The sequence below is a fragment of the Stenotrophomonas sp. Steno-Z4 genome, assembly GCF_056393145.1.
In genome coordinates, this window is the sequence record NZ_JBWJPC010000008.1 from 175926 (window position 1) to 197958 (window position 22033).

At 66.3% G+C, this 22033-nt stretch carries 19 protein-coding genes; 12 read left to right on the forward strand and 7 right to left on the reverse strand.

The window, feature by feature from the left end:
* Positions 1-8 precede the first annotated feature (8 nt).
* On the forward strand, positions 9-3179 hold the full coding sequence (locus tag AC06E7_RS17575) for a multidrug efflux RND transporter permease subunit (protein ID WP_068852926.1): 3171 nt from the start codon (positions 9-11) through the stop codon (positions 3177-3179).
* Positions 3180-3743: 564 nt separating this feature from the next.
* On the opposite strand, the gene AC06E7_RS17580 is transcribed toward AC06E7_RS17575, so the two are convergent.
* Entirely contained in the window at positions 3744-4919 is a 1176-nt protein-coding gene (locus tag AC06E7_RS17580; protein WP_478065484.1) for an acyl-CoA dehydrogenase family protein, read from the reverse strand.
* A 119-nt stretch (positions 4920-5038) separates the two neighbouring features.
* Here AC06E7_RS17580 and AC06E7_RS17585 point away from each other — a divergent pair, with 119 nt between their 5' ends.
* From AC06E7_RS17585 to AC06E7_RS17600, 4 genes are read left to right on the forward strand one after another with little or no spacing between them, the layout of a single operon-like run.
* Positions 5039-5968 carry an ArsR/SmtB family transcription factor gene (locus AC06E7_RS17585; RefSeq protein WP_068852932.1) on the forward strand — a complete coding sequence of 310 codons (930 nt, stop codon included), beginning with the start codon at positions 5039-5041 and terminating at the stop codon, positions 5966-5968.
* A 12-nt stretch (positions 5969-5980) separates the two neighbouring features.
* Positions 5981-7069: a homocysteine S-methyltransferase family protein gene (locus AC06E7_RS17590; protein ID WP_478065473.1), complete on the forward strand. Its 1089-nt coding sequence runs from the start codon at positions 5981-5983 to the stop codon at positions 7067-7069.
* The gene (gene metH, locus AC06E7_RS17595; protein ID WP_184127056.1) at positions 7066-9753 is read left to right on the forward strand and encodes a methionine synthase; all 2688 of its coding nucleotides are present in this window, start codon (positions 7066-7068) and stop codon (positions 9751-9753) included. Before AC06E7_RS17590 ends, metH begins: the two co-directional genes overlap by 4 nt.
* Positions 9750-10934: an MFS transporter gene (locus tag AC06E7_RS17600; RefSeq protein WP_478065474.1), complete on the forward strand. Its 1185-nt coding sequence runs from the start codon at positions 9750-9752 to the stop codon at positions 10932-10934. The genes metH and AC06E7_RS17600 overlap by 4 nt, the downstream gene beginning before the upstream one ends.
* A 36-nt stretch (positions 10935-10970) precedes the next feature.
* Here the strand turns inward: AC06E7_RS17600 and AC06E7_RS17605 are convergent, their stop codons facing one another.
* From AC06E7_RS17605 to AC06E7_RS17630, 6 genes are all read right to left on the reverse strand, one after another.
* A complete protein-coding gene (locus tag AC06E7_RS17605) occupies positions 10971-13034 on the reverse strand; it encodes an acyltransferase family protein (protein WP_478065475.1) in 2064 nt (687 codons plus the stop codon).
* Positions 13035-13124: 90 nt separating this feature from the next.
* The gene (locus AC06E7_RS17610) at positions 13125-13832 is read right to left on the reverse strand and encodes a DUF2058 domain-containing protein (RefSeq protein WP_478065477.1); all 708 of its coding nucleotides are present in this window, start codon (positions 13830-13832) and stop codon (positions 13125-13127) included.
* Between the two features lie 13 nt (positions 13833-13845).
* Entirely contained in the window at positions 13846-14085 is a 240-nt protein-coding gene (locus tag AC06E7_RS17615) for a SlyX family protein (RefSeq protein ID WP_068852947.1), read from the reverse strand.
* Positions 14078-15427, reverse strand: a complete 1350-nt coding sequence (locus tag AC06E7_RS17620; RefSeq protein ID WP_478065478.1) for a UDP-glucose dehydrogenase family protein — start codon at positions 15425-15427, stop codon at positions 14078-14080. Before AC06E7_RS17620 ends, AC06E7_RS17615 begins: the two co-directional genes overlap by 8 nt.
* Before the next feature lie 24 nt (positions 15428-15451).
* Complete coding sequence (locus AC06E7_RS17625) at positions 15452-16432, reverse strand: FKBP-type peptidyl-prolyl cis-trans isomerase (protein WP_217536114.1); 981 nt, start codon at positions 16430-16432, stop codon at positions 15452-15454.
* An 84-nt stretch (positions 16433-16516) separates the two neighbouring features.
* Positions 16517-17038, reverse strand: a complete 522-nt coding sequence (locus tag AC06E7_RS17630) for a glutathione peroxidase (RefSeq protein ID WP_068854696.1) — start codon at positions 17036-17038, stop codon at positions 16517-16519.
* 86 nt (positions 17039-17124) lie between these two features.
* On the opposite strand from AC06E7_RS17630, the gene AC06E7_RS17635 reads away from it, so the two are divergent.
* From AC06E7_RS17635 to AC06E7_RS17665, 7 genes are all read left to right on the forward strand, one after another.
* Positions 17125-17667 carry a hypothetical protein gene (locus AC06E7_RS17635; RefSeq protein ID WP_478065480.1) on the forward strand — a complete coding sequence of 181 codons (543 nt, stop codon included), beginning with the start codon at positions 17125-17127 and terminating at the stop codon, positions 17665-17667.
* A 2-nt stretch (positions 17668-17669) separates the two neighbouring features.
* Complete coding sequence (locus tag AC06E7_RS17640) at positions 17670-18032, forward strand: GntR family transcriptional regulator (protein WP_068852958.1); 363 nt, start codon at positions 17670-17672, stop codon at positions 18030-18032.
* Positions 18029-18904: an ABC transporter ATP-binding protein gene (locus tag AC06E7_RS17645; RefSeq protein WP_093532528.1), complete on the forward strand. Its 876-nt coding sequence runs from the start codon at positions 18029-18031 to the stop codon at positions 18902-18904. The genes AC06E7_RS17640 and AC06E7_RS17645 overlap by 4 nt, the downstream gene beginning before the upstream one ends.
* Entirely contained in the window at positions 18901-19932 is a 1032-nt protein-coding gene (locus AC06E7_RS17650; protein ID WP_478065482.1) for a hypothetical protein, read from the forward strand. Before AC06E7_RS17645 ends, AC06E7_RS17650 begins: the two co-directional genes overlap by 4 nt.
* Positions 19933-19956: 24 nt before the next feature.
* The gene (locus AC06E7_RS17655; RefSeq protein ID WP_478065483.1) at positions 19957-20844 is read left to right on the forward strand and encodes a GIN domain-containing protein; all 888 of its coding nucleotides are present in this window, start codon (positions 19957-19959) and stop codon (positions 20842-20844) included.
* A gap of 12 nt (positions 20845-20856) precedes the next feature.
* Positions 20857-21444, forward strand: a complete 588-nt coding sequence (locus AC06E7_RS17660) for a DUF2884 family protein (protein WP_210130591.1) — start codon at positions 20857-20859, stop codon at positions 21442-21444.
* Between the two features lie 94 nt (positions 21445-21538).
* Positions 21539-21964, forward strand: coding sequence for a hypothetical protein (locus AC06E7_RS17665; protein WP_068852972.1), 426 nt, complete (start codon positions 21539-21541; stop codon positions 21962-21964).
* Positions 21965-22033: the final 69 nt, after the last annotated feature.

The following is a 22033-nucleotide window of genomic DNA, read 5'->3' on the forward strand; positions in this document are numbered from 1 at the left end:
CTTCCGTCATGCCTAAATTTTTCATTGAACACCCGGTATTCGCCTGGGTGGTCGCGATCCTGATCTCGCTTGCGGGCGTGATCTCGATCCTGGGTCTGGGCGTGGAGTCCTACCCGAGCATCGCACCGCCCCAGGTGACGGTGAGCGCCACCTACCCCGGCGCCAGCGCCGACACCACCGAGAAGTCGGTCACCCAGGTGATCGAGCAGCAGCTGACCGGTATCGATCACCTGCTGTACTTCAGCTCCTCGTCGGCCTCCAACGGCCGCGCGACCATCACCCTGACCTTCGAAACCGGTACCGACGCGGACATCGCCCAGGTGCAGGTGCAGAACAAGGTGTCGCTGGCCACGCCGCGCCTGCCCACCGAAGTGACCCAGCAGGGCGTGGTGGTGGCCAAGGCCAACGCCGGCTTCCTGATGGTGGTGGCGCTGCAGTCGGACAGCGAAGCGATCACCCGCGATGCGCTCAACGACATCGTGGGTTCGCGCGTGCTCGACCAGATCTCGCGCATTCCCGGCGTGGGCAGCACCCAGCAGTTCGGTTCCGAGTACGCCATGAACATCTGGCTCAACCCGGAACGCATGCAGGGCTACAACCTCTCGGCCACCCAGGTGCTGGCGGCGATCAAGGCCCAGAACGTGCAGTTCGCGGCCGGTTCGCTGGGCGCCGATCCGTCGCCGGCAGGCCACTACTTCACCGCCACGGTGTCGGCGGAGGGCCGCTTCAGCTCGCCTGACCAGTTCGAGAACATCATCCTGCGGGCCAACGCGGACGGTTCGCGCGTGCTGCTCAAGGACGTGGCGCGCATCGCCTTCGGTGCCAACAACTACGGCTTCGATACCCAGTACAACGGCAAGCCGACCGGTGCCTTCGCGATCCAGCTGCTGCCAGGCGCCAACGCCCTGAACGTGGCCAACGCGGTCACCGCGAAGATGGATGAACTGGAATCCACCTTCCCGACCGGGGTCACCTGGTTCTCGCCGTACGACAGCACCACGTTCGTGAAGATCTCGATCGAGGAAGTGGTCAAGACCCTGATCGAAGCGATCGTGCTGGTCTTCCTGGTGATGCTGATCTTCCTGCAGAACTTCCGCGCCACCCTGATCCCCACGCTGGTCATCCCGGTCGCCCTGCTGGGCACCTTCCTGGGCATGAGCATCATCGGCTTCACCATCAACCAGCTGACCCTGTTTGCGATGGTGCTGGCGATCGGCATCGTGGTCGATGACGCCATCGTGGTCATCGAGAACGTCGAACGCATCATGACCGAGGAGAAGCTGCCGCCGAAGGCCGCCACCCAGAAGGCCATGACCCAGATCACCGGCGCGGTGGTGGCCATCACCGTGGTGCTGGCGGCGGTGTTCATTCCGTCGGCGCTGCAGGGCGGTGCCGCCGGTGAGATCTACAAGCAGTTCGCGCTGACCATCGCCATCGCGATGGCGTTCTCGGCGTTCCTGGCGCTGGGCTTCACCCCGGCGCTGTGCGCGACCTTCCTGAAGGCCACGCACGGCGAACCGAACGTGGTCTACCGCACCTTCAACAAGTATTACGACAAGGTCAGTGGCACCTACGTGGGCCACATCACCTCGGCGGTGAAGCACGCGCCGCGCTGGATGATCCTGTTCGTGGTGCTCACCGTGCTGTGCGGCTTCCTGTTCACCCGCATGCCGGGCAGCTTCCTGCCGGAAGAAGACCAGGGCTATGCGCTGGCGATCGTGCAGCTGCCGCCGGGCTCGACCAAGGCGCAGACCAATGCGACCTTCGCGCAGATGCGCGGCATCCTGGAAAAGCAGGATGGCTTCGAAGGCATGCTGCAGGTGGCCGGTTTCAGCTTCGTCGGCTCGGGCGAAAACGTGGGCATGGGCTTCATCCGGCTCAAGCCGTGGGCGGACCGTGACATCACGGTGCCCGAGTTCATCCAGAACATGAACGGCGCGTTCTACGGCATCAAGGAGGCGCAGATCTTCGTGGTCAACCTGCCCACGGTGCAGGGCCTGGGCCAGTTCGGCGGCTTCGACATGTGGCTGCAGGACCGCGGCGGTGCCGGCTTCGAACAGCTGACGCAGGCGCGCAACATCCTGCTGGGCAAGGCGGCCGAGGAGAAGGAACTGCTCACCGGCGTGCGCCCGAACGGGCTGGAAAACGCGCCGCAGCTGCAGCTGCACGTGGACCGCGTGCAGGCGCAGACGATGGGCCTGTCGGTGTCGGACGTGTACAGCACCATCCAGCTGATGCTGGCGCCGGTATACGTGAACGACTTCTTCTACCAGGGCCGCATCAAGCGCGTGACCATGCAGGCCGATGGTCCGTTCCGCACCGGTGCGGAGTCGTTGAACAGCTTCTACACCCCCAGCTCGCTGCAGACCAACGCCGACGGTACGCCGGCGATGATTCCGCTGAGCACCGTGGTGAAGTCCGAATGGGTGTCCGCCCCGCCGTCGCTGAGCCGCTACAACGGCTATTCGGCGATCAACATCGTCGGTTCGCAGGCACCGGGCAAGAGCTCGGGCGAAGCGATGCAGGCGATGGAGCGGATCGTGCAGGATGACCTGCCCGCGGGCTTCGGCTACGACTGGTCGGGCATGTCCTACCAGGAAATCCTGGCGGGCAACGCGGCCACGCTGCTGCTGGTGCTGTCGATCGTGGTGGTGTTCCTGTGCCTTGCGGCGCTGTATGAAAGCTGGTCGATCCCGGTAGCGGTGCTGCTGGTGGTGCCGCTGGGCGTGCTGGGCGCGCTGTCGTTCTCGCTCGCCCGTGGCCTGCCCAACGATCTGTACTTCAAGATCGGCCTGATCACGGTGATCGGCCTGGCGGCGAAGAACGCGATCCTGATCGTGGAGTTCGCGGTGGAACAGCGCGCAGCAGGCAAGAACCTGCGCGAGGCGACCATCGAAGCCTCGCGCCTGCGCTTCCGGCCGATCCTGATGACCTCGTTCGCGTTCATCATGGGCGTGATCCCGATGGCGATCTCCACCGGTGCCGGCGCCAACGCGCGTCACGCCATCGGTACGGGCGTGATCGGCGGCATGGTGTTCGCCACCTTCCTGGGCCTGCTGATGATCCCGGTGTTCTTCGTGGTGGTGCGCCGCATGCTGGGCGACAAGCTCGACGAACCGTCCAAGGAGTTCCTGGAACGCCAGGGCGAAGCCACCGCGGCGCATCGTCCGGATCGTTGATCTTTGTTTGATTGAATTGCGAAAGGCCCTGGAGCGATCCGGGGCCTTTTTTTTGCGGTTGCCCGCTTGCCGTGTCGCCGTGCGTTGCCCGGCTGCTGATGCGTTTGTGCGAACAGCCTGTGGCTGGGACGATCTCTGGCTAGGCGGGTCGGTGCCACGGGAAAAGCCGGTGTGCCGGCGATGCCGGCACCTGCTTCGATCAGTTCAATGCGTTATCGAACGTGGAAATCTTCACGGCGGTTGTTTGGGAACCAACCCTACCGCGCCCTGTGCTTTTTCCGTGACCTCCTGCCCACTGTCATAGGCGAGCCGGGGCGGGTTTGCGGGGGCTTTGCGAAACATGGATGTTTCGCAAGAGCCTCCAGGGACGGATTCACGGCGCCCCCCGCAAACCCGCACCGGCTCGCCAACTCCGGCAAACCGGTGGCCAACGGCTGTTCGCCCAGATGCATGAAGCTACCGGGCGCAGCCCGGTACCCAGGTACACCATGCAATCAGACACCCAAAAGCAATCGGGGCCCCAATAGGGCCCCGATGCTTTGGTCCGTACAGCGAGAAGCCGCCTCAGCGCAGGCCGGTTTCGTTGCGGGCGATGACCAGGCGCTGGATTTCCGAGGTGCCTTCGTAGATCTCGGTGATCTTGGCATCACGGAAGTAACGCTCCAGCGGCATTTCCTTGGAGTAACCCATGCCGCCGTGGATCTGCACGGCCTGGTGGGTGATCCACATCGCCGCTTCGGAGGCGGTCAACTTGGCGATGGCCGCTTCGTTGCTGAAACGCTTGCCCTGGCCCTTCACCCACGCCGCGCGCAGGGTCAGCAGCAGTGCTGCGTCCAGCTTGCACTTCATGTCGGCGATCTTGGCCTGGGTCATCTGGAACGTGCCGATCGCCGCGCCGAAGGCCTTGCGGTCCTTCACGTATTCGATCGTGGCCTCATAGGCCGCACGTGCGATGCCGATTGCCTGCGACGCGATGCCGATACGGCCGGCGTCCAGCACGCCCATCGCGATCTTGAAGCCCTCGCCTTCCTTGCCCACCACGTCTTCGGCCGCCGCCACGTAATCCTGGAACTCGATCTCGCAGGTGGCCGAGGCGCGGATGCCGAGCTTCGGCTCGGTCTTGCCGCGGTGGAAGCCGGCCTTGTCGGTGTCGATCATGAACGCAGTGATGCCACGCGCACCCTGCTCCGGGTCGGTCATGGCAAACAGCACGACGTACCTGGCCACCGGACCGGAGGTGATCCAGCTCTTCTTGCCGTTGATCACATAGGTGCCGTCGGCCTGCTTGACCGCGCGGCAACGCATGGCCGTGGCGTCCGAACCCGACTGCGGCTCGGTCAGCGCGAACGCGCCGATGGCCTCGCCCTCGGCGATGGCGCGCACGTACTTCTGCTTCTGCGCCTCGCTGCCGTGGGTCAGGATGCCGTTGCAGAACAGCGAGTTGTTGACCGACATGATGGTTGAATGCGCGGCGTCGCCCGCGGCAACCTCCACCATCGCCAGCACGTAGGCAATCGGGTCCATGCCCGCGCCGCCGTACTCGGCCGGCACTTCGATGCCCATCAGGCCGTTTTCGCCCAGCAGGCGGATGTTGTCCAGCGGGAACTCGCCGGTACGGTCATGGTGCTCGGCGCTCGGCGCGATCTTTTCCTGCGCGATGCGGCGCGCAACGTCCTGCAGCATCAGCTGCTCTTCGGTGAAACTGAAATCCACGAAACCCTCCCAGGAACATGTCGATATGGCCGCGCCGGGCGCGTCCAGGTGCGGCGATTGTACCGGGGGCCACCCAATCCGGGCTGACTTGACCGCGAAGGCGCCAAAGGACGAAAATATCTCTATATCGCGATAGGTAGATATTTATGGATCTCGAGGACTGGTCGGTCCGGCTGAAGGTGTTCGCCGACGCCACCCGCGTGCGCCTGCTGGCGCTGCTGGAGCAGGAAGAACTCACCGTGGCCGAGCTGTCGGCCATCACCACCCTGGCCCAGCCGCGGGTGTCGACCCACCTGGCCCGCCTCAAGGAAGCCGGCCTGGTGCGCGACCGGCGCGCAGGCGTGTCGGCGTACTACCGCTTCGACGATGCCGCGCTGGACCCTGCCCAACGCGCATTGTGGCACGCCCTGAGCACCGGCAGCGACGACCCGCTGCTGCGCCAGGATGCTGAACGCGTGGCCAGCGTGCTGGCCAGCCGCGCCGCCGACCAGAACTGGGCCGACAGCGTGGCCGGCGACATGGAACGCCATTACTCGCCCGGCCGCACCTGGGAAGCGCTGGCGCGCACCGCGCTGCCGCTGCTGGAAACCGGGGACGTGCTCGATATCGCCTCCGGCGATGGCGTGCTGGCGGAACTGGTGGCCCCGCATGCCAAGCGCTACGTCTGCATCGACACCAGCGCCCGCGTCGTGGCCGCCGCCAGCGAACGCCTGCGCCGCCTGGCCAACGTGGAAGTGCGCGAGGGCGACATGCATGCCCTGCCCTTCAAGGACCGCAGCTTCGACCTCGTGGTGCTGATGCATGCACTGACCTACGCCGCCAAGCCGGCCCAGGCCGTGGCCGAAGGCGCGCGCGTGCTGCGCTCCGGTGGCCGCCTGCTGCTTTGCAGCCTGGCCCGCCACGAGCACAAGGCCGCCGTCGAGGCCTATGGCCACGTCAACCTGGGTTTCTCGGACAAGGAACTGCGCAAATTCGCCGAGAAGGCCGGGCTGGTGGTCTCCAGCCTGGAAACGGTGACCCGCGAAAAGCGTCCGCCGCATTTTGAAGTCATTTCGCTGATTGCCAGCAAGCCCTGAGGTTTCCCCGCGATGTCCCTGCCCTGGCTGCACCCCGATCGTGTCCGCGCCCTCGAAGACGCGCTGGCCCAGCGCATCCTGATCATCGACGGTGCGATGGGCACCATGATCCAGCGGCACGGGCTGGAGGAAGGCGATTACCGCGGGGAACGCTTCGCCGGTGGCTTCGACCACCAGCACGGCGCCGGCTGCGACCATGGCACGCCGGAAGGCCACGACCTCAAGGGCAACAACGACCTGCTGCTGCTGACCCGCCCCGAGGTCATTGCCGGCATCCACACCGCCTACCTGGAAGCCGGTGCTGACCTGGTCGAAACCAACACGTTCAATGCCACCTCGGTAAGCCAGGCCGATTACCACCTGGAACACCTGGTGTACGAGTTGAACAAGGCCGGCGCTGCCGTCGCGCGCGCCTGCTGCGATGCGGTCGAAGCCAACACCCCGGATAAACCGCGTTTCGTCATCGGGGTGCTGGGGCCGACCAGCCGCACTGCCTCGATCAGCCCCGACGTGAACGATCCCGGTTTCCGCAACACCAGCTTCGATGCGCTGCGCGAAACCTACCGCGAGGCCATCGATGGCCTGATCGACGGCGGCGCCGACACCCTGATGGTGGAAACCATCTTCGACACGCTCAATGCCAAGGCCGCGCTGTTCGCCATCGAAGAAGCCTTCGATGCGCGCGGCGCGCGCCTGCCGATCATGATCTCCGGCACCATCACCGATGCCTCCGGGCGCACCCTCTCGGGCCAGACCGCCGACGCCTTCCACGCGTCGCTCGCCCACGCGCGCCCTCTGTCGATCGGCCTGAACTGCGCGCTCGGCGCCGACGCGATGCGACCGCACGTGGAAACCCTGGGCCAGGTGGCCGACTGTTACGTCAGCGCCCACCCCAACGCCGGGCTGCCCAACGCCTTCGGTGAGTACGACGAGACCCCGGACGAAATGGCCGCCACCCTGCGCGGTTTCGCCGAGGACGGCCTGCTCAACCTGGTGGGTGGCTGCTGCGGCTCCACCCCCGACCACATCCGAGCCATCGCCCAGGCCGTGGCCGGCCTGCGGCCGCGCGCACTGCCCGGCGCGCAGGAGCAGGCGGCATGAACGCACCTACGCGCCACACCCGGCTGTCCGGGCTGGAACCGCTGGTCATCACCCCGGACCTGCTGTTCGTCAACATCGGCGAGCGCACCAACGTCACCGGCAGCGCGCAGTTCCGCAAGCTGGTCAAGGAAGAACGCTACGAAGAAGCGGTGGAAGTGGCCCGCCAGCAGGTCGCCAGCGGCGCGCAGATCCTCGACGTCAACATGGACGAGGGCCTGATCGATTCCGAGAAGGCGATGACCCGCTATCTCAACCTGATCATGTCCGAGCCGGATATCGCGCGCATCCCGGTGATGGTCGATTCGTCCAAGTGGAGCGTGATCGAAGCCGGGCTGAAGTGCCTGCAGGGCAAGAGCGTGGTCAATTCGATCTCGCTCAAGGAAGGCGAGGCGCTGTTCATCGAACACGCACGCAAGGTGCTGCGCTACGGTGCGGCCGCGGTGGTGATGGCCTTCGACGAGCAGGGCCAGGCCGATACCTGCGCGCGCAAAGTGGAAATCTGCACCCGTGCCTACCGGATCCTGGTCGACCAGGTCGGCTTCCCGCCGCAGGACATCATATTCGACCCGAACATCTTCGCCGTGGCCACCGGCATCGAAGAGCACGACAACTACGCGGTGGATTTCATCGAAGCCACCCGCATCATCAAGCGCACACTGCCGCATTGCCATGTGTCCGGTGGCGTGTCCAACGTGTCGTTCTCGTTCCGTGGCAACGAAACGGTGCGCCAGGCCATCCACGCGGTGTTCCTGTACCACGCCATCGCGGCGGGCATGGACATGGGCATCGTCAACGCCGGCGCCATGCCGATCTACGACGACCTGGATGCCGAACTGCGCGAGCGCGTGGAGGACGTGATCCTCAACCGCCGTCCGGATGGCACCGAACGCCTGCTGGAGATCGCCGAGCGCTACAAGGGCAGGAAGGGCGAGATCAAGGGCGAAGACCTGGCCTGGCGCGAAAAGCCGATCGACGCGCGCCTGGCGCATGCGCTGGTGCACGGCCTGGATGCCTGGGTCGAAGCCGATACCGAAGAAGCGCGGATCCGTTCCAGCCGCCCGCTGGACGTGATCGAAGGACCGCTGATGGACGGCATGAACGTGGTCGGCGACCTGTTCGGCGCCGGCAAGATGTTCCTGCCGCAGGTGGTCAAATCCGCGCGCGTGATGAAGAAGGCCGTGGCCTACCTGCTGCCCTTCATCGAAGCCGAAAAGGCGCGCAGCGGCGATACCGCCAGGAGCAACGGCAAGATCATCATGGCCACGGTCAAGGGCGATGTGCACGACATCGGCAAGAACATCGTCGGCGTGGTGCTGGCGTGCAACAACTTCGAGGTGATCGACCTCGGCGTGATGGTGCCGGCACAGAAGATCCTGGACGCGGCCCGCGCCGAGAACGCCGACATCATCGGCCTGTCCGGGTTGATCACCCCGTCGCTGGAAGAAATGAGCCACGTGGCCCGCGAGATGGAACGGCAGGGCTTCACCCTGCCCTTGATGATCGGCGGCGCCACCACCTCGCGCGCGCACACTGCGCTGAAGATCGACCCGCATTACAAGGCGCCTACGGTGTGGGTGAAGGATGCTTCGCGGGCGGTGGGCGTGGCCCAGTCACTGATCTCCAGCGAGCTGCGCGAGGCCTTCGTGGCCGCCAACGAGGCCGACTACGCCGACATCCGCCAGCGCCACCGCAACCGCGGCGATGCCAAACGCCTGGTGACCCTGGCCAAGGCCCGCGCGCAGCGTTTCGACGGCAACTGGGCGCAGTACCAGCCGCCGGCCCCACGCCGCCCGGGCCTGCACGTGCTGGATGACTACCCGCTGGCCGATCTGGTCGGGGTGATCGACTGGACCCCGTTTTTCCAGGCCTGGGAACTGGCCGGCAAGTACCCGGCCATCCTCACCGACGAGATCGTAGGCACCCAGGCCAGCGAGCTGTACCGCGATGCGCGTGCGATGCTCAAGCGCATCGTCGACGAGCGTTGGCTGACCGCCAAGGCGGTGTTCGGGCTGTGGCCGGCCAACAGCGTGGGCGACGATGTGCACCTGACCACCGGGCAGGGCCCGGCCGTACTGCACTTCCTGCGCCAACAGGTGGACAAGCCGGTGGAGCGCCCGGACTTCTGCCTGGCCGATTTCATCGCACCGGCCGACAGCGGCCGCCAGGACTGGATCGGCGCGTTCGCGGTCACCGCCGGGATCGGCATCGACCCGCACGTGGCCCGCTTCGAGGCCGACCATGACGACTACAACGCGATCCTGCTCAAGGCGCTGGCCGACCGCCTGGCCGAAGCCCTGGCCGAGCGCCTGCACCAGCAGGTGCGCACCGATTACTGGGGCTACCAGCCGGACGAGGCACTGGACAACGACGCGCTGATTGCCGAGCAATACAGCGGCATCCGCCCGGCGCCGGGCTACCCCGCCTGCCCCGAACACAGCGAAAAAGCCACGCTGTTCCGCCTGCTCGATGCGGAAAACAACGCGGACATGCAGCTGACCGAGAGCTTTGCGATGCTGCCCACCGCGGCGGTGTCCGGCTATTACTTCAGCCACCCGCAGAGCCAGTATTTCGTGGTCGGCCGGGTCACCCGCGAGCAGGTAGGCGATTACGCCAAACGCAAGGGCGTGGAACGCGCGCAGGTCGAACGCTGGCTGGCCTCCAACCTGGATTACGATCCGGAATGAACGCGGTTCCGGTCGCCCGCCTCTCCAGCTACTACCTGTTCTACTACGCGGCGCTCGGCGCATTCACCCCGTACTGGTCGCTGTTCCTGACCGCGCGCGGGATGAGCGTGACCGCGATCAGCGTGATGATGGGGATCTGGTACGCCACCCGCATCGTGGCACCCACGACGTGGACCTCGATTGCCGCCGCCTCGCCGCACCCGATCCGCTGGCTGCGCGTGGGCAGCGTGCTGACCCTGCTCACCTTCTGCGCGTTCCTGCTGCCGCTGCCCCTGCCGTGGATGTACCCGGCCATGGTGGTGTTCTGCTTCTTCTACAACGCGGTGATGCCGCAGTTCGAATCGATCACCCTCACCCACCTGGGCAACGACAGCCACCGCTACGGGCTGATCCGGGTGTGGGGCTCGCTGGGCTTCATCGCGGTGGTGATGGGCTTTGGCTGGTTGATCGAAGGCAGCGGCGGTGCCGGCAACGCGCACCTGCTGCCGTGGCTGATGCTGCCGCTGTTCGCGTTGCTGGTGGGCTCGGCGTTTGCCAACTACTACGCGCGCGATTTCCATCGCGCGGATGGCGATGCCAGCGGCTTCTGGCAGATCGTGCGCAAACCGCAGGTGCTGGCGTTCTTCCTGGCCGCGTTCATGGAACAGCTGTCGTTCGGGCCGTACTACACGTTCTTTTCGGTCTACATGGATCACCACGGCTATGCGACCTCCACGCTGGGGCTGCTGTGGACGATCGGCGTGGTGTTCGAGGTCGGCGTGTTCTTCACCATCGGCCGCTTCTTCCGGCGCTATGACGCCAGCTGGATGCTGCTGATCGCCCTGGTCAGCTCCACCCTGCGCTGGACGGTCACCGCACTGTTCCCGGACCACCTTGGCGTGATGCTGGTGGCACAGACCGCGCATGCGCTGGGGTTTGCCGCCTTCTTCGCGGCGGCCATGCAGATGCTGGCGACCTACTTCCCGGGCCGGCTCAACGGGCACGGCCAGGGGCTGCTGTATGGCTTCTCGTCAGGCGTCGGCGGCGTGCTCGGCGCGTTGATCGCCGGCCAGCTGTGGAACATCGACCAGGGCCGCACCGCATTCCTGGCCGGCGCGGGGTTCGCGTTTGCCGGCGCACTGCTGTGCTTCTTCGCGATCAGCCTGCCGCTGTTGCGCAAACCAAGGCGCGTTTCCGCCTGAGGTTCCTGCGTCATGCAGAGATGGGCGTTATCGGCCCTACCGCACCGCTTGCAGGTGGCTGCGGAAACCGGGCAACAAGACGCGGTTGCCGTACCCGCTCAGGTGATCGGCGTCGAAATACAGCGGCCTGCCGTCTGCATCGGGCCTGCACACGTCGCCCGGGCACAACGCCGGTAATGGATCCCACACGCTTGCACCCGGCAACGCGGCGGCAACCTGGCGCAGGCTGTCCAGCACCGGCGCGCGCATTGCCTCCACCTGCGCGCGCGGAATCTGCATGCCATTGACGCAGATCGGGTTGTGGCGGTTGAACGCATCCGAGCAGCGGTACGGCGGTGCAGGCAGCACCGGCTTGGGCGCTTCCAGCACGATCCGCACGCCGCGTTCGGCCAGGGGACGCAGCTGTTCGATCGAGGCGATTACTTCGGCCGCCCGCCCTTCCACCGCAGCCGGGCTCGCCAGATCGGCGGCGACCTGGGCCGCATCGAACAGCTGGTACTGCTCGGCCAGGCGCGGAATGCGCAGCCCGGGCAGGAACAGCACGTCACCGGCACGCGCGGTAGCCTGGATATCCTCCAGCACGTTACGGGTGTACACCTCGCATCCCGGGTTCGGACCGCGCCAGGCCTGCATGCCCACCAGCGCGCAACCGCCACTGCCGTACAGGCGAACCTGCCCGCCGTCCTGCACCACCTTGCGCCGCAGCAGCTCGTTATAGACCAGCGCGTGCGAATCGCCGGCCACGAACAGCACGTCGGCCGCCCCGCTGCCGCCCTTGCACTCGCCCCGCTGCAGCAGCCGCGCCTGTCCCCCGGCGACCGGAATGCTGGACTCGACCACGCGGCAGTCGGGTACTTCCTTCTTCAGCCCCTTCGCATACGGGTACCAGTCCAACGGATGCCGGCTGACCGTACTGAACGAAATGTGCCGCTGCTGCTTGACCAGCACCGACTGCAGGCCGGCGCCCAGTACCAGTACGGCCAACCCCAGCAGTACCCAGCGCCCGTTGGTCCGGGGGCCGCGCGAGCCATGCCGCAGCGGCTGCTCCACCCAGCGCCAGGACAGCCACGCCAGCGCGAACACCAGCGCCACCGCGCACGCCCCGGCCAGCACGGTTTCCAGTCCCACGGTCCAGCGGAACAGCACGAACACCGGCCAATGCCACAGGTACAGCGAGTAGGAGAGCTTGCCGACCCAGACCATCGGCGGGCTGGCCAGCGCGCGCCCGGTCCAGCCCTGCGGATGTCGCTGCAGCAGCCCCAGCAGCACCACCGTGGAGAGCACCGGCCACAGCCCGTCCGGCCACGGCGAGTGGCCCGGTCGTGCCGCCCACAACCCGTAGCCCAGCCCCGCCACCGCCAGCAGCAGCAAAGGCGAACGCCACGACAGTCCACGCGCCAGCGGCGCCGCATCGAAACGACCGGCCAGCGTCATCGCCTGGTACAGCAGCACGCCAGCACCGAGCTGCCAGAACCGCGTGGTGGTGACGTAGAACGCCTGGATCTCCTGCCCGCCCTGCCCGACCAGCCGCAGTGCGTAGGCCAGCGACGCGACGGTAGCGACGGCGAACAAACCCAGCGACAGTGCGCGCGCCCGCCCGCCCCGCGACCACGCCAGGAACAGCAGCGGGAACAGCAGGTAGAACTGCTCCTCCACGCCCAGCGACCAGGTGTGGGTGTACGGATTGAATTCGGTGCGCGGCGAGAAGTAGTCGTTGCCGGTGGCGGCCAGCACCCAGTTGCTCAGCCCGAAGAATGCGCGGCGGCCAGTCTTGTCGCTGGTTTCGCTGAGCCAGGATTCGGGAATGAACAGCGCACTGAACAGCGCGGTGACCAGCAGGCACACCACCAGCGCCGGCACGATCCGGCGGATGCGGCGCGCGTAGAAACGCAGCAGGCCCTGCCAGCCGCCGAGCGACGGCAGGCGATCGACCGAGGCGCTGACCACGAAGCCGGAGATCACGAAAAACACATCCACACCGGTGAAGCCACCGGGCAGCCAGCTCGTCTTGAGGTGGTACAGGATGACCGACAACACGGCGACCGCACGCAGGCCGTCGATATGCGGGACGTAGGTTTGTCGCAATTGGCTTTCCTGCATGCACACTCCTTTGCCGCACGACCAACGGTCGTGCGCTACCGCATTCATCCCGTCAGGTAGGTATCGACCGACGGTCGATACCCGCTTTTTTTACCAGACCAGGTCGTCAGGCACCTGGTAGGCCGGATCGGCGTACGGGTCGTCTTCGGCCGGGGCGTTGGGGTCCACGCGCAGTGCCACGGCCGGGGCGAAGATCGCTTCGGCTTCGTCCAGCACCGCTGCGGTCACCAGCAGGTAGCGGCCGGTGCTCTGCAGCACGCCCAGTTCGCCGGCGTTGAGCTGGCGCAGCTGCTCGGCGGTGACATAGATCCGCTTGATCTTGCCGCCATACGGGAAGTGCCGCGCGATGTCGGCCGCTTCATCGTTGAGCGCCTTGTCCTTGAGCAGCTCGTCGAGCTTGACCTTGGCTTCGCGGCGCACGCGCGCCTCTTCCTGCTTCAGCCGCTCGGCTTCGATGCGGTCGTCTTTTTCCTTCTGCGCGCGGATCGCGTAGGCCTTGGCCAGGTCGATGTCCTCGCGCGAGCGCGGCTTGCCCTGGCCGGGGTTCTGGCCCTGGCCGGGACGTGCGTTGCCGCCGGGACGGCCCTTGCCCTGGAGGCCACGACGGGCATCGCCCTCGCGCGGCGGGCGCTGGCCATCGCGCGGCCCACGGGCGCCCTCACCGGCCTTGGCCTGCGGTCGGGCACCCTGCGGCGCGTTGGAGGGCCGGCCATCGCGGCGGGCGTCGGGCTTGCGTTCGGGCTTGGGCGCGGCTTTGAAGCCAAGGCCCAGCAGCTGGTCGCGGAGGGTATCGCTCATGACGTTGGGTCGATCAGTAGTGCGGGGGCGGCGGTTCTTCGCCCGAATCGGAATACAGCGCGTTGCGGACCTTGCCCAGGTCCTCCAGCAGCAGGCGGGTCAGGTCCGCGTTGCGGCTGCCCTCGATGCGGGCATCGGCCAGGGCTTCGCTCAGCTCGGCCAAGGCCTGTTCCTGGAAGGACACCCGCATTTCAAGTTCGACCAGGCGCGCTTCCAGCGCCTGCTCACGCGCGGTGGGAGTGGAGTCATGCATGCAGCGAACGTCCCCGGCCAATGCCGTAATAGGCCAGGCCCACGGCTTCGATCTCCTGCGGGTCATACAGGTTGCGACCGTCGAACACGACGGCGTCTTTCAGTGTGTCACGCAGGTGGGCGAAATCCGGGCTGCGGAACTGCTTCCATTCGGTGACCACCACCAGCGCATCGGCGCCATCCAGCGCGTCATTGGCGCTGTCGCAGAACACCAGGTCGTCGCGCTCGCCGAAGATGCGGCGGGCCTCGTCGGTGGCTTCCGGGTCGTACGCGCGGACGGTGGCACCGCCCTCCCACAGCTGTGCCAGCAGGCGGCGGCTGGAGGCTTCGCGCATGTCATCGGTGTTCGGCTTGAAGGCCAGGCCCCACACCGCGAAGGTGCGGCCGCGCACGCCCTCATCCTCGCCACGGTCGTAGTGGCGCTGGATCAGCTGGAACAGGTGCCCCTTCTGCGCATCGTTGACCGCTTCCACCGCATTGAGCAGCTTGGGCTCATGCCCGTACTGCTGCGCGGTGCGGGCCAGCGCCTGCACGTCCTTGGGGAAACACGAGCCGCCGTAACCGGCGCCCGGGTAGATGAAGTGCCAGCCGATGCGCGGGTCCGAGCCGATGCCCTGGCGGACCTGTTCGACATCGGCACCGACCTTCTCGGCGATGTTGGCGATTTCGTTCATGAACGAAATCTTGGTCGCCAGCATGGCGTTGGCGGCGTACTTGGTCAGCTCGGCCGAGCGCACGTCCATTTCCACCACGCGGTCGTGGTTGCGGTTGAACGGTGCGTACAGGCGGCGCATCAGCGCCACGGACTCGGCATTGGCCGCGCCGATCACGATACGGTCCGGCCGCATGCAGTCGGCCACGGCGTCGCCTTCCTTGAGGAATTCGGGGTTGGAGACCACGTCGAAGGCGATCTCCTCGCCGCGCTCGGCCAGCGCCTGGGCGATGGCGGCACGGACCTTGTCGGCCGTGCCTACCGGCACGGTCGACTTGTTCACCACCACGGTCGGCACACGCATGTGCCGGCCGATGGTGCGGGCCACCGCCAACACGTACTGCAGGTCGGCGCTGCCGTCCTCGTCCGGTGGCGTGCCCACGGCAATGAAGATCACCTGGCCATGCGCGATCGCCGCCTCGGCGTCGGTGGTGAAGGCCAGCCGCAACGCGGCATGGTTGGCCTTGACCATCGGCTCCAGGCCCGGCTCATAGATCGGGATGACGCCGCGGTTGAGGCCATCCACCTTGGCCTGGTCGATATCGACGCAGACCACCTGGTGGCCGACATCGGCCAGGCAGGTACCCGTGACCAGACCGACGTAGCCGGTACCGAAGATTGAGACGCGCATGTCCGTGTTGACTCCAGTTCCGTTTTACGGAGCAATGCCCAGCAGTTCGACGTCGAAGGTCAGCGTCGCGTTCGGACCGATCGGACCGCCCGGGGTGCCCTGCTCGCCATAGGCCAGCTCGCCCGGGATCCAGAAGCGGTACTTGGCGCCGACCGGCATCAGCTGCACGCCTTCCGACCAGCCCTTGACCACCTGGTCCAGGCCGAACTCGATCGGCTGGCCACGCTGGATGCTGCTGTCGAAGACGGTGCCGTCGAGCAGCTTGCCTTCGTAATGCACCTTGACCTTGCTGGTGGGGAGCGGGCGCTCGCCCGAACCGGGACGGATCACCTGGTACTGCAGGCCCGACGCGGTGGTGACCACGCCCGGCACGGTCTTGTTCTTGGCCATGAAGTCATTGCCGGCGCGGCGGTTGGTCTCGCCCTGGGCGGCGGCCTTGGCCTGCATTTCCGCCTGCTGGGCGGCCATGAAGCCTTCCATCGTGGCCTGGGCCTGCTCGGCCGTCATCTTCGGGGTGCCCTTGGCGAACGCGGTCTGCACGGCGTCGAACAGCGCGTCCAGGTCGACCTGGTCCTTCAACGGCGCCAGCGACGGGCCCACGGCATAGCTGCCCAGCATCAGGCCGACCTGTTCACGGTCCACCTTCGGCGGCTCGGTGCCCGGGGCCATGCCCGGAACCGGCTGGCCGGCCTTGACGGCCATCGCCATGCGCAGCGCCTGGTCGGTCTTCTGCGCCTGTTCCTGGGTGATCAGCGGCTGCTTGCCTTCGAAGGCGTTGGTCACCGCGCGGCGCAGGGCCGCGATGTCGATCTGGTCGGCGATCGGCTCGAAGGACTTGGCCACGTCCATACCAATGGCGTAGCCGACTTTTTCACGCTGGGAGGTCAAAGCAGAAGTCTCCTTGGCGGCCGCGCCTGCGGCCGGTTGTTGCGACATCACGGTACCGGTGGCACCCATCGCCAGAATCAGAACCGACGCCGCAGCGCCGCGCATTCCCATCTTCATTTGCTGCTTTCCTGGAAGTGACTGGACGCCGACGTCGGCGCGAAAGCGATCATTGTCGCACGCACGTGCGAGATGTCGAGGATGTCAGCGCTTTGCAGGCGCAACGGACAGCTCACGTTCGATTGCCGCCACCAGTTCCTTGTCGTCCGGCTTGACCTTGCTGGAGAACTGCGCCACCACCCGACCATCGCGCGACAGCAGGTATTTGTGGAAGTTCCAGCCGGGCGCAACGCCGGTGGCGGCGGTCAGGCGCTGGTACAGCGGCGTGGCGTCGGTGCCGGTGACCTGCACTTTCTGGAACATCGGGAACTTCACGCCATAGGTAAGCGTGCAGAACTCCTGGATCTCCTTCTCGCTGCCCGGCTCCTGGCCCTTGAAATCATTGGACGGGAAGCCCAGCACCGAGAAGCCGCGCGCGGCGTACCGGGTCTGCAGCCCTTCCAGCGCCTCGTACTGCGGGGTGAAACCGCACTTGCTGGCGGTATTGACCACCAGCAGCACCTTGCCGCCGTACTGCTTCTCCAGGTTCACCTCGGTCTTGCCGGCCAGCGGCCGGTAGTTGAGGTCAAGCAGATCCGCGGCCTGGGCGGACCCGGCGCCCAGCATCCCGACCAGCAGCAGCCCACTGCCCCAGCGGCGGGCGCGCGCCCGGGTGGCGTGGAACGGGGAAGTCGCGCGGTGGGACTGGGGCATTGGAAACTCCGGTAAAGAGGCTGGAAAACCCTGTCCTGCAGGGGAAGGCGGACTATATCACCGGGGGTTTCAGTGCGCGGTTGACGCACATGGCCGTCACGCGGCTGAATACCCGCAGACTGATCCCGGCGCACCGCGGCACCATCAATCGCTTGATAATCAATGCGTTAACGCAATCGCGCCGCCATCGTCATGCCCCTGCCATCAGTTGGGGTGTGTCGGGTATTGCACTTGGCTGTGCCGGTGTTATAGTTGCATACAACACCAGTCACCTGATGCAGGGGAAGCCCATGAACCGCATGCGCCACCACTCCGCCAAAGCCCTGACAGCCGCGTCCGCGCTGCTGTTGCTGGGCTGGTTCAGCATCCCTGCCGGTGACCGTGGCAGCGAGACCGCCACCGGTGCGTTTGAAAGCCCGCAGGACGCAGGCGTCATCCAGGCAGGGAACGCCGACGGCGCCCCCACGCCTCCCCGCCGGCTGCACAGCTCCCTGTCCATGCCTTACTTCTCATTCGCACAGTCGCTGAACCCACGGAGCTGACCATGAGCGATATCCAATGGAGCGATGGTGCTCCGATCTACCGTCAGCTGAAAGAACGCGTGATTGCCATGATGCTCGACAGCATCATCAAGCCCGGCGACGCGCTGCCTTCGGTTCGACAGGTGGCCGCCGAGTACCAGCTCAATCCCATCACCGTTTCGCGCGCCTACCAGGAACTGGCCGATGAAGGCCTGGTCGAGAAGCGCCGCGGCCTGGGCATGTTCATGACCGAAGAAGCGGCCACGCAGCTGCGCAGCAGCGAGCGCGACCGGTTCCTCAATGAAGAATGGCCGCTGGTCCTGGAGCGCATCCAGCGCCTGGGCCTGCGCCTCGACGAATTGCTGCCCCAGGGGAAATCCTCATGAATGCCGTTGCTAGTGATGTCGTCATTTCCGCTCGTGGCCTGCGCAAGGCCTACAAATCCACGCTCGCGCTGGACAACACCAGCTTCACCATCGCCCCCGGCCGGATCACCGGCCTGATCGGCCCCAACGGCGCGGGCAAGACCACCCTGCTCAAGGCGCTGCTGGGCCTGACCCAGGTCGAGGGCGAGCTGAGCGTGCTGGGCCTGGACCCGACCGTGCAGCGCAACGCGCTGATGAATGATGTGTGCTTCATCGCCGACGTGGCGGTGCTGCCGCGCTGGATGAAGGTGCGCGAAGCGATCGATTTCGTCGCCGGGGTCCACCCGCGCTTCGATCGTGCCCGCTGCGAACGCTTCCTGGCCTCCACCAAGCTGCAGCCGCGCCAGCGCGTACGTGAACTGTCCAAGGGCATGATCGTGCAGCTGCACCTGGCGCTGGTGATGGCCATCGACGCCAAGGTGCTGGTGCTGGACGAGCCCACCCTGGGCCTGGACATCCTGTACCGCAAGGAGTTCTACCAGCGCCTGCTGGAAGACTACTTCGACGAGCAGAAAACGATCATCGTGACCACCCACCAGGTGGAAGAGATCGAACACATCCTCACCGACGTGATGTTCATCCGCGACGGCCGCATCGTGCTCACCACCGACATGGAAGACGTCGGCGAGCGCTACACCGAAGTGCTGGTGTCGGCCGAAACGCTGGAAGCGGCGCGTGCGCTGAAGCCGATCGACGAGCGCAGCCTGCCGTTCGGCAAGACCGTACTGCTGTTCGACGGGGTGCCGCGCGCCCAGCTCACGCCGCTTGGCGAAATCCGCAGCCCGGGGCTGGCGGATCTGTTCGTGGCCATCATGAAGGGAACCTACGCATGAACACCGTCCACTTCCACCCCATCAGCAAGGCCAGTACCTTCAAGTGGCTGCTCAAGCGTGAGTACTGGGAAAACCGCGGCGGTTTCCTCTGGGCACCGCTGATCGCCGGCGGCATTTCGCTGGTGATGAGCCTGATCGGCATCCTGCTCGGCCTGTGGGGCCTGCGCCGCGCGGCCGAGAGCGGTGACCTGCACATCGACAACACCAACATCAATGTCAACGGCCTGGACCTGAAGCTGCTGACCGCCCACATGGATGCCAAGGGCATGGCCGACCTGGGCAATGCCCTGGACGCCACCCTGGTACTGAGCTCGCTGTGGCCGTTCGTGGTGCTGGCCTTCGTGGTGTTCTTCTACTGCCTGGGTGCCCTGTACGACGACCGCCGCGACCGCAGCATCCTGTTCTGGAAGTCGTTGCCGCTGTCGGACACGCAGACCGTGCTGTCCAAGGCGCTGAGCGCGTTGCTGGTGGCCCCGGTGATCGCGGTGATCGCCTCGGTGCTGACCATGTTCGGCTTCATGGCGATCCTCTCGGTGGTGGTGCTGGCCCATGGCGGCAACCCGCTGACCCTGATCTGGGGCCCGGCCAGCCCGCTGGCGTTCGTGGCCAGCCACCTGTCCTGGCTGCCGGTGTATCTGCTGTGGGCCCTGCCGACCGTGGGCTGGCTGCTGATGTGGTCGGCGTGGGCCAAGTCCAAGCCGTTCCTGTGGGCGGTGATGCTGCCGCTGTTTGCCGGCATCATCGTCAGCACCACCCACGTCATGAATCTGTTCAACATGACCAGCGGCTGGTTCTGGCAGCACATCGTCGGCCGCCTGCTGCTGGGCACGCTGCCGGGCAGCGACCTGTTCTACCGTACCGACCAGCTGCAGTCGGTGATGCGCGACAGCGACAACGTGGCCGCAGCGCTGTCGCCGGCCAGCCAGCTGGCCGCGCTCGCCCTGCCCGAGCTGTGGATCGGCGCTGCCTTCGGTGTCGCGTTCATCATCATCGCCATCCGCCTGCGCCGCCGCGCCGGCGAAATCTGATCCCGCCCCTTCGAGGACCCGCCCATGATCCGCAAAGTCGTCGCCGCTTCCCTGCTGTTGCTGCCGCTGACCGCACTGGCCGATGAACCGCAGTGCCGGTTCAACGCCCCGCGTGACCTCAAGCTCGACGTCGCCGGCGCGAAAGCCGTGGTGTTCGAGGTGAACCAGCACGACCTGGTGCTGCAGGCCGGCCCGGGCGCAGCCCGGCTCAGTGGCCGCGCCTGCGCCTCCAATGCGGACTGGTTGAGCCAGCTGACCGTGACCCAGAAAAAGGTCGGCGACAAGCTGGTGGTTCAGCTGCAGCGCGAAAACCAGGGCCTGAACTGGAACACCGGCGGCAGCAACTACGCCTACCTGGACCTGCGCGGCACGATCCCGGCCAATGTGCTGGTGCAGATGAAGGTCGGCTCGGGCGATGCCAGCGTGACCGGGGCGCATTCGCTCAGCGCCGATGTCGGCTCGGGTGACATCAAGCTGCGCGACATCAAGGGCCTGGTGACGGCGGCGATCGGCTCGGGCGATGTGGAGCTCGACGGTGCCGGTGCGCTGAACCTGCTGTCGATCGGCTCGGGCGATTTCACCGCCCGCAACCTGCGCGGCAACGCCACGGTCGGCACGATCGGCTCGGGCGACCTCACCCTGGACGGGGTCGCCGGCAATGTCGATATCAAGACGGTCGGTTCGGGCGACGTGGACCTGCGGCAGGTCAAGGGCAACGTCAGCCTGGGCAACATCGGCTCGGGCGATTTCGAAGCCCGCGCGGTAGGCGGCAGCGTCAAGGTCGAGCGGCACGGCTCGGGCGACGTGACGGTCCGCGATGTAGGCGGCGACCTGACGGTGGCCAACAGTGGCAGCGGCGACATCAACCACAGCGACGTGCGCGGCAAGCTGCAGCTGCCGCGCGGCAAATAAGGGGCCCCCACCATGAACATGCGACTGCTGCTCCCCACCCTTCTGCTGTGCCTGCCATTGGCGGCCTGCAACAACACGGATTCAAACAAGACCGACCCGGCCACCGGCAAGCCGGTGGTGGATGCCGATTCGATCGGCAAGAAGGTCAAGGACGCCACGGACAAGGCGCGGGTGGAAATCGCCCAGGGCAACATCAAGATTTCCAACGACCAGAACGACAAGGCCGAGATCACCCCGCAGGGCGACCTGCTGATCAACGGCAAGGCGGTCACCATCGATGCCCAGCAGCGGGCGCTGCTGCTGGACTACCGCAAGCAGGTGGAAAAGCTGGCGGGCGCAGGCATGGACATCGGCGTGGCCGGTGCCAGCCTGGGCGTGAAGGCCGCTGGCGAAGCGCTGCGCGGGGTGTTCTCCGGCGACACGCAGGGCATCGAGGAGCGGGTGAATGCGGAAGCGGCCAAGATCGAAGCCAGCGCCAAGCAGCTGTGCGAGCTGCTGCCGACGATGATGGCCAAGCAGCAGGCGCTGGCGGCGGCGCTGCCGGCGTTCAAGCCTTACGCCACCATGGACCAGAGCGACGTAGACGACTGCCATAACTGAGCCGTCGGCAGCTGCGACATCCGGTCGCAGGCAGGCCCGCTGCACGGGGGGGAGGGCTACACTAACCCTCCCCATTTTTTATGCACTGCCGGCCATGAAGAAGCTGTACCTCCTGCTGTTGGCCCTGTTCTGCCTTGCCGCCACCGGCTGCGACCAGGAATACCGCAACCACCGCGCCGAGCGCGGCAAGCCGAAGATCACCGTCAGCGACGGCATGGTCACCGTGCGCCGCGCGCCGGCGCCGAACATCATCGTGCTGCCCAACGGCCACATGAAGATCGACGAGATCGAAATTCCGCTCGACGACAGCCAGCACGCGCTGCTGCAGCAGATGTTCGGCCAGCTGCAGGTGCTCCGCCAGAACACGCTTACCGATGCCCCGTACGACCCGGACAAACGCGCGGTGAAGATCCAGGTACCGCCGGGCATGCAGCCGATCCCGCCGGACCTGGTCACGCGTGTTCCGCAGTTCAAGGATTACACCGAGACGTTCGACAATTTGATGGCGGATCGGCGGTAAGCGCGTAAGTCAAACGCCAGAGCCTTGGTCTGCGGGATTCTGCGCGCAGGGCCGGCGGGTGCGGGGGTA